Consider the following 7,703-nt stretch of genomic DNA (forward strand, 5'->3'; position numbering starts at 1 on the left):
TATATTGAATTCTATAACACCAAAAGAAGGCATACTGAAATAGGAAAAGTACCACCTGATCAAATTTATAATACAAAAAGAATAGCATCATAAATAATTAGATATATATTTAAACTGTCTTACAGATGGGGAGTAGTGTAGTCAGTAGGATTTTTTAATTTTGTAACTATTAACTATTAACTATTAACTATTAACTATTAACTATTAACCATTAACCATTAACCATTAACCAAATAAAAAACCTACACTATTTTCTTTATAACTCTTAATTTATGGGTATGTGTTTTGGAGTCGACGTTAAAAATTCCGGTATGATCTAACCGGTCTATTCGTACTTTTCCGTGAGCGTGAATAATGTAATTATCCATCATTATAATACCAACATGTACAATATTTCCTTCTTCATCATCAAAAAAAGCAAGATCCCCAGGTTCGCTTTCTTCAATAAAACTTAATGCTTCCCCTTGTTTAGATTGTTGGGCGGCATCTCTAGGTAGTTTATATCCATTTAATTTATAAACCATCTGTGTTAGTCCTGAACCATCAATGCCAAAAGGCGTTTTTCCTCCCCATAAATAAGGAGTGTTTAAATATAAAAACGCAGTTTCTATAATATTTCCTTTTGGAAAAATACCATGTTTACTTTCTCCATCAAAACTAGCGGCTAAAAAAGAAACCGTTTTGATATTACACCCTAAAGGAATTGGAATTAGATTGTTTTGCTGATCGTAAACAAACTCTACCAAGTCTGCCGACAAAACTTGAGGTTCTTTATCGATAGTATGGTACAAATCTTCTTCTATAAGTTGGTATTGAACATTTTCAATCCAACCTTCATATTTGTCAAAAGCCAAGCGGATTTTACTCCATTTTTTTCTTTGTTCCAACACCTTAAAATGATCCCCATAAAGCACTTGAGAACTTAATTCTCCTGTGTGTTGTGGTTCGTTACGTAAAGGAACAATACTTAGATGACAAATTCCGTATTGCATTTAGTTGATGTTAATTAGATAGGATTAATTTCTTTCGATTACAATTGCAGAAGCACCTCCGCCACCATTACAAATGGCTGCAGCTCCTCTTTTGGCGTTGTTTTGCTCTAATACATTAAGTAATGTTATTAAAATACGAACTCCCGAACATCCTAGTGGATGACCTAAAGAAACAGCACCTCCATTTACATTTACATTGGTGTCTGTTAATCCTAAGATTTTCATATTTGCTAATCCAACAACCGAAAAAGCTTCATTAAACTCAAAGAAATCAATGTCTCCAAGTTCTAAATTTGCTTTTGCAAGTGCTTTTGGTAAAGCTTTAGCTGGGGCTGTAGTAAACCATTTAGGCTCTTGAGCAGCATCGGCATAACTTACTATGGTAGCTAAAGGAGTTAATCCTAGTTCTTTTGCTTTTTCTTCACTCATTAAAACAACTGCTCCAGCCCCGTCATTAATTGTAGAAGCATTCGCAGCAGTTACAGTTCCGTCTTTACTAAAGGCAGCTCTAAGCGACGGTATTTTGTCGAGTTTTACATTTTTATATTCTTCATCTTCCTTAACTATAATAGCATCTCCCCGACGTTGAGGTACTTCAACAGGAACTACTTCATTATCAAACTTTCCTTCTTTCCATGCTTTTGTGGATCTTTGGTAAGATTGAACAGCAAAAGCATCTTGATCTTCACGAGTAAATTTATATTCAGTAGCACAAGCATCCGCACAAACCCCCATTGCATTTTGGTCGTAAGCATCCACTAAACCATCTTTTTGGAGTCCGTCTTCCATTTTTCCTGGGCCAAATTTCACACCATTTCGCATATGTACATAATGCGGAATTTGACTCATATTTTCCATTCCACCAGCAACAACAATAGATGCATCTCCAAGAGCAATAGTTTGCGCAGCTTGCATAACAGCTTTCATTCCGCTTGCACAGACCTTATTTACTGTTGTACATGGAACGGTATTTGGAATACCAGCATAGATTGCTGCTTGCCTTGCAGGAGCCTGTCCCTCACCAGCTTGCACAACATTACCCATTAAAACCTCTTCAACTAAAGATGGATCTAATTTTATTTTGTCTAAAGCACCTTTTATAGCAACTGCGCCTAATTTAGGAGCAGGAACTGTAGAAAGTGAACCTAAAAAACTTCCAATTGGAGTTCTAGCAGCCGAAACTATTACAACTTTTTTCATGTTTTTGTTTTTGCATAACGAACCAATACTTACTGGTTATTACCTATAACTTTCAATAATTAAAATAACTAATATGTAATGAAGAAATTGATTATTTTAATATTGAAGGTTTTATAATACTCGTTTTGTTGTTGCGAATTTAGTCAAATTAAAAAGATAATCACAAAAAGTTCGTTTTTAATAAATGCTGATAAGGATACTATTTTTTGTTACATTTGAATATCAATACCTAATGGATGAAGCATATTTTAGACAATTTTTATAAAAATCAATCTTTAATTTACAAGGGGTTTTTATTTATAGCCACCATAGTGCTTATAGTGTATTTATTTCCGAAGGGAGGTAAATTTAAGTACGATTTTCAAAAGGGAAAGCTATGGCAGTATGAAACTTTATATGCTCCCTTTGACTTTGCTATTTATAAAACAGATGCCGAAATTAAAAGTGATAAAGCAGCTATAAAAGCGAATCATCCTGACTATTTTAGGTATGAGAATGCTGTTAGAGATGCCGTTTTTAATGGATATGACGAGAAATTTTCTTCTTATTTTTCTTCTGAAAATATTAGTAATGGAGAATTGAAGCAATTGCAATCCTACGGAAAAGAATTGCTAAATACAATTTATGAGAAAGGGGTAGTTCAAAATAGTACAGATTACAATGGAGATAAAGTTGTAAATGTTGTTAAAGGAAATGAAGAACGAACTATTTTATACGGAAGCTTTGTAAAGTTAAGTCAGTTAGACCGAGTGATTACCGCCTTTTTATCAGAAAAAAATATTACTGAATATAAAGAATCTTATAGTAGTATTTACTTTGATATTATTCAACCAAATGTTTTTTTTGATGAAGGTTTAACTCAAAAAACATTGGAGCGAGAAATAGCTAAAGTAACCACTACAAGAGGCAATATTGATAAAGGAAAACGAATTGTAGCAAAAGGAGAGGTAGTTGAAGGAGAGAAATATAATATTCTTAATTCGCTTCGTAAGGAATATCAATCGAAACTATGGAATGAAAATAATTACAATTGGATTGTTTTTGGCTACACCATTTTAGTAGGACTTACACTGTTTATGCTCTTGTTATTCTTACAAAAATACCGACCAGATGTATTTATAAATAACAATAAAGTTACTTTTATATTCTTTAATATTTTAGTCATGATTTTCTTAACCACAACCGTGGTTAAATTCAATGCACAGTATGTATATGTGGTCCCACTTTGTATAATGCCATTAATTTTAAAAGCGTTTTTCGATCCTCGCTTAGGGTTGTTTACACACGTATTAACGGTTTTATTACTCGGTTTTATAGTTCCAAATAGTTTTGAATATGTTTTTTTACAAATTATAGCGGGAATTGTAACAATACAAACGATCTCAGAACTTCATAAACGAGCTAATTTATTTATTTCTGTAGGACAAATAACCTTAGTGTATATAATTGCTTATTTCGCTTTCTATGTAATTCATGAGGGGAATTTTGAAACAATTCATTGGGTTACCTTCGGATTGTTTGTTTTAAATGGATTGGCAACACTTGCTGCATTTCCTTTAATTTATATTTATGAAAAGCTTTTTTCTTTAGTTTCCGATGTTTCTTTGTTAGAATTATCTGACACCAATTCAAAATTACTTAAAGAGCTTTCCGATAAAGCCCCAGGAACGTTTCATCATTCATTGCAAGTAGCAAATTTGGCAGAAGCTGCAGCTAATGAAATAGGTGCAAACTCCATGCTAGTTAGGGTAGGAGCTTTGTACCATGATATAGGAAAGATGAATAATCCAGCATATTTCACCGAAAATCAAACTACAAGTGTAAATCCGCATAACGAATTATCTCCTGTAGAGAGTGCTAAAATTATTATAAACCATGTAATAGAAGGGATTGAATTGGCAAAGAAAAATAATCTTCCAGACCGTGTGATTGACTTTATAAGAACCCACCATGGAACTTCTCTGGTATATTATTTTTACAGAAAGGCTTATGAGGTAGATGAAACTGTAAACAGGGAAGATTTTCAATATCCAGGGCCAATTCCTTATTCTAAGGAAACTGCCATATTAATGATGTCCGATTCTGTAGAGGCAGCTTCTAAAAGTTTAAAAAACCCTACGTTTACAACCATCAATCAATTTGTAGATAAAATTATAAATAAGCAAATAGAAGAAGATCAGTTCTTAAATGCTAATATTACTTTTAAAGAAATAGAGTCTATTAAAAAGGTATTAAAGCAAAAACTGACCAATATTTACCACTTAAGAATAGAATATCCCGAATAGTATTTTGTTGGTTGCTAGGGAAGTATTAAATAGTTGTAAAAATAATTAGAAAAATAGTTGCATTGTTCTAGGTGAACTATTACATTTGCATCCGCAATTTAAGGTTGTGTGTTCATAAAGATATTAAAGAATTAGGAGAGGTGCCAGAGTGGTAATGGAGCAGATTGCTAATCTGTCAACGCGTAAGTGTTGCCAGGGTTCGAATCCCTGTCTCTCCGCTTTTTCTTTTAAAAGAATTGATTTTTTTATCAAAATCAAAGATAACCATCGGGGTGTAGCGTAGCCCGGTTATCGCGCCGCGTTTGGGACGCGGAGGTCGCAGGTTCGAATCCTGCCACCCCGACAAAATAGAGTTACGGGCTCGTAGCTCAGCTGGATAGAGCACCTCCCTTCTAAGGAGGCGGTCATAGGTTCGAATCCTATCGGGCTCACAAAAAGCTTCACTTGTAAAAGTGGAGCTTTTTTGTTTTTTGTTAGTTATAATTATTGATTTTTTAAATATTCTTACACACTATTCAAATAAAAAGTAACTGTAGGGAGGTAGATTTAATGTGTTGATTTTATAAACCTTTAGTTCTCTTAAAAATAAGAAGTGTTTTTAAAAGTAAAAAAAGTAGTTTCTATGCTCCTAAAATACATTCTTATAGACCAATTTTTTTACTTTTTTATTATGATTTTAAAGTGTGAAGCTATCAATTAAAAGTTATATTTTTGAAAAAAAATTAAGCGTGATTTTAGATATTCTTATTGCTATGTTGTGGAGTGTATCTCCGTTTGGAGAAGCAAAGGTGGGAATTCCCTATGCAATATTTAATAATGTAAATATGTATGTGTCTTTCTTGACATGTTTCTTAGCAAATGTGCTTGTTTTTCCTATAATGACTTTTTTCCTAGATTACTTAAATAAACATTTATTGCGTTGGAATTTTTACAAAAGAAGCGCCATAAAGATAGCTAGAAGAGTAAAAACTGGTGCTGGATCTAATATTGGTAAATTTGGCTTTTGGGGAATTATACTTTTTGTAATGCTCCCAATACCAGGAACTGGTGTTTATGCTGGTAGTATAGCGTCCTATCTTTTTAGAATGCCGTATAAGCAAGCTTTTCTAGCAAATACTGTAGGAATTTTCTTTTCTTGTGTAATGGTGATGGCTATGACAATGGCTACATATCATGGTATAAATTAATGTTTTAATTTGCTAGGTACAAATCCAAATTTCTTTTTGAAAGCTGTTGAGAAATGTTGCGGGTTTTTATAACCTATTATTTCTGAAACTTGAGTCACCGATAAATTTTTATCAGTTAGCAACTTTTTGGCTTTTGTCATTTTTAAATTATTGACGCAACAAAAAATTGTTTCTCCGTAGAGGGTTTTAAATCCTTTTTTAAGTGTAAACTCATTTGTGCCAACAATTTTAGATAATTTTTGAATGGTAATAGGCTCTTTATAATGTTTTAATAAATATTCTTTGGCCTTTTTAATTTTCATGGTGTCTGTAACAGAAATATCACTTTCCTTTTTTGTTTTCAAGGAATTATATTGATCAAGCTGTAATAATAACAATTCTAATATTTTTGAGTGAAGAAATAACTTCCTATACTCTCCTTCCCATGGGGAATTTATAATGTCTTCAATAACAATTTTCATAGCGGAATGAATAGCATTATTTTCTTTGCTGATGCACCCCGTTTTATTCTCATTAATAAGCTCTTTAAAGTCGTTAAAATTTGCTTCAGAAGGAATTAGATTTTTAAAGAATTTGGTGTTTAGTTGATGATTAAAAAATGAGACTTTGTATCCTTAAATTCAATTTCAGTAGAATCATTTTTACAATGGAATATAGTATGTGTATTGCTCGTAAATAGGTGAGGGGTGTTATTTTTATTAAAATATACTTTTGAATACCCTTCTAAGACAAAAATCATTTCAATAACTCTCTCCGAATAATTGCAGACAATTCTTGAATTTTTAGTTGTTGAATAGTTTCCATGTCCTATTCTAAATTCTTCAAAATTAGATTCTTTATACCATCCTTTTATGCTTGATTCATCAAATACAGTTTGAGTTTCAATAGTGTTTTTCTCGTCTATTTGGATATTAGTGTCTCCAAAATTAAATTGAGTAGGCTTTGTATTATTTATGTTAATTTCAAGTGTTCTCATTATTCCTAATTGCGTAGGTTTTATTCCTTAAAGCGTAGGTTGTAGCTTTATAGGATGGTTTATTTTTGACTGTAAAAATAGTTATTTAAAATAAATCTAAATAAATATAGACTGTTTTTTTATTTGATGTATAAAATAGAAGGGGAATGAAAGTTTTAGAAAGAACTGAAAATATTGACACTGAAAAGTATTTAAATATCTCATCATCTGCGGGGGTAACTTCTAATGTGGTTACTTATGATAAGTATATTGAATTGATTATTGATTCTCTAGAGTTGAGATCAAGAGATCGGTTATTAGATTTATATTTTGGGATGAATCCTATAACATCTTTCATTCTAGACGAAGCAAAAGTTAATTATTTTGCTTTAGAAACATCTCATAAACTGGTAGAAAATGCTACAAATCGTTTTAAAAGAAATATAGCCAAAAGAAAAGCTCTTTTTAGTGTTTTTGAAGAGAATGATATTCCTTATGTAAACAACTTTTTCAATAAGATATTGAGTATCAATCCTCGTATTAATAATTTTGAGCTGCTAGAATATTTAAATTTAACATATCAAAAGCTTTCCGAACAAGGGTTAATGAGTCTTGCCTTTACGATAAAATCTTATGAAGAATCATTAAAGCTATTAGAATGTATCAACGTATCTCCATTTGCAATTAATGATTTTATGATTTTTGATGTTAGTATGTATCACAAATCTTCAGAAAATCATATAAAATCTGTATTATTTAAACTTTCAAAAAATTAAGATTCATTCTTAAAACCTTTTCATGGTTTTTAAAACGCAGTTTCTCCGTATTGCGTACAAACAGTTCCGTTTAGCGTAGGTTTAATTAGCTTCTTATAAAATACATTTGCATTATTTATAATAAGTCTTAATAAATATTATATTTGTTAGACATAAGAATTTTTAAAATGATTAAAACAGATATACTAATAATAGGAGCAGGGCCAACGGGATTATTCACTGTTTTTGAAGCGGGATTATTAAAATTGAAGTGCCATTTAATTGATGCCTTACCACAACCAGGAGGGCAATGTTCTGAGATTTATCCA

Annotated in this window: 8 protein-coding genes and 3 tRNA genes; 7 read left to right on the forward strand and 4 right to left on the reverse strand. The window is 31.6% G+C overall.

Features of this window, described 5'->3' with window-relative positions:
• Positions 1-242: 242 nt before the first annotated feature.
• Both AC13CQ_RS00215 and AC13CQ_RS00220 read right to left on the reverse strand, forming a co-directional pair.
• On the reverse strand, positions 243-992 hold the full coding sequence (locus AC13CQ_RS00215) for a C40 family peptidase (RefSeq protein ID WP_008612818.1): 750 nt from the start codon (positions 990-992) through the stop codon (positions 243-245).
• 24 nt (positions 993-1,016) lie between these two features.
• Entirely contained in the window at positions 1,017-2,192 is a 1,176-nt protein-coding gene (locus AC13CQ_RS00220) for an acetyl-CoA C-acyltransferase (RefSeq protein WP_337900061.1), read from the reverse strand.
• A 236-nt stretch (positions 2,193-2,428) separates the two neighbouring features.
• Between AC13CQ_RS00220 and AC13CQ_RS00225 the strand changes: the two genes are divergently transcribed.
• The 5 genes from AC13CQ_RS00225 to AC13CQ_RS00245 all read left to right on the forward strand — a co-directional run bounded on the left by AC13CQ_RS00225 (position 2,429) and on the right by AC13CQ_RS00245 (position 5,664).
• A complete protein-coding gene (locus AC13CQ_RS00225) occupies positions 2,429-4,477 on the forward strand; it encodes an HD family phosphohydrolase (protein ID WP_008612816.1) in 2,049 nt (682 codons plus the stop codon).
• 134 nt (positions 4,478-4,611) lie between these two features.
• Positions 4,612-4,695: transfer RNA gene (locus tag AC13CQ_RS00230), tRNA-Ser, on the forward strand.
• A 50-nt stretch (positions 4,696-4,745) separates the two neighbouring features.
• Positions 4,746-4,820: transfer RNA gene (locus AC13CQ_RS00235), tRNA-Pro, on the forward strand.
• A 14-nt stretch (positions 4,821-4,834) separates the two neighbouring features.
• Positions 4,835-4,908 (forward strand) — tRNA-Arg (locus AC13CQ_RS00240).
• 297 nt (positions 4,909-5,205) lie between these two features.
• Entirely contained in the window at positions 5,206-5,664 is a 459-nt protein-coding gene (locus AC13CQ_RS00245; RefSeq protein ID WP_456867442.1) for a COG2426 family protein, read from the forward strand.
• Here AC13CQ_RS00245 and AC13CQ_RS00250 read toward each other — a convergent pair.
• Positions 5,661-6,125 (reverse strand): helix-turn-helix transcriptional regulator, encoded by a 465-nt coding sequence (locus AC13CQ_RS00250; protein WP_482882585.1) that lies wholly within the window; start codon positions 6,123-6,125, stop codon positions 5,661-5,663. The genes AC13CQ_RS00245 and AC13CQ_RS00250 overlap by 4 nt on opposite strands.
• A 119-nt stretch (positions 6,126-6,244) precedes the next feature.
• Complete coding sequence (locus tag AC13CQ_RS00255) at positions 6,245-6,640, reverse strand: hypothetical protein (RefSeq protein WP_482882586.1); 396 nt, start codon at positions 6,638-6,640, stop codon at positions 6,245-6,247.
• A gap of 146 nt (positions 6,641-6,786) precedes the next feature.
• Here AC13CQ_RS00255 and AC13CQ_RS00260 point away from each other — a divergent pair, with 146 nt between their 5' ends.
• Positions 6,787-7,395 (forward strand): hypothetical protein, encoded by a 609-nt coding sequence (locus AC13CQ_RS00260; protein WP_482882587.1) that lies wholly within the window; start codon positions 6,787-6,789, stop codon positions 7,393-7,395.
• A gap of 167 nt (positions 7,396-7,562) precedes the next feature.
• On the forward strand, positions 7,563-7,703 hold a 141-nt coding region (locus AC13CQ_RS00265), incomplete at its 3' end, for an NAD(P)-binding protein (protein ID WP_482882588.1).

It is taken from the genome of Galbibacter sp. L-19 (genome assembly GCF_056857615.1).

Excerpts from the sequence above, each read along its gene's own strand:
- AC13CQ_RS00215 (WP_008612818.1), bottom strand. The coding sequence starts at position 992 with ATGCAATACGGAATTTGTCATCTAAGTATTGTTCCTTTACGTAACGAA.
- AC13CQ_RS00220 (WP_337900061.1), bottom strand. The coding sequence starts at position 2,192 with ATGAAAAAAGTTGTAATAGTTTCGGCTGCTAGAACTCCAATTGGAAGT.
- AC13CQ_RS00225 (WP_008612816.1), top strand. The coding sequence starts at position 2,429 with ATGAAGCATATTTTAGACAATTTTTATAAAAATCAATCTTTAATTTAC.
- AC13CQ_RS00250 (WP_482882585.1), bottom strand. The coding sequence starts at position 6,125 with ATGAAAATTGTTATTGAAGACATTATAAATTCCCCATGGGAAGGAGAG.
- AC13CQ_RS00255 (WP_482882586.1), bottom strand. The coding sequence starts at position 6,640 with ATGAGAACACTTGAAATTAACATAAATAATACAAAGCCTACTCAATTT.
- AC13CQ_RS00260 (WP_482882587.1), top strand. The coding sequence starts at position 6,787 with ATGAAAGTTTTAGAAAGAACTGAAAATATTGACACTGAAAAGTATTTA.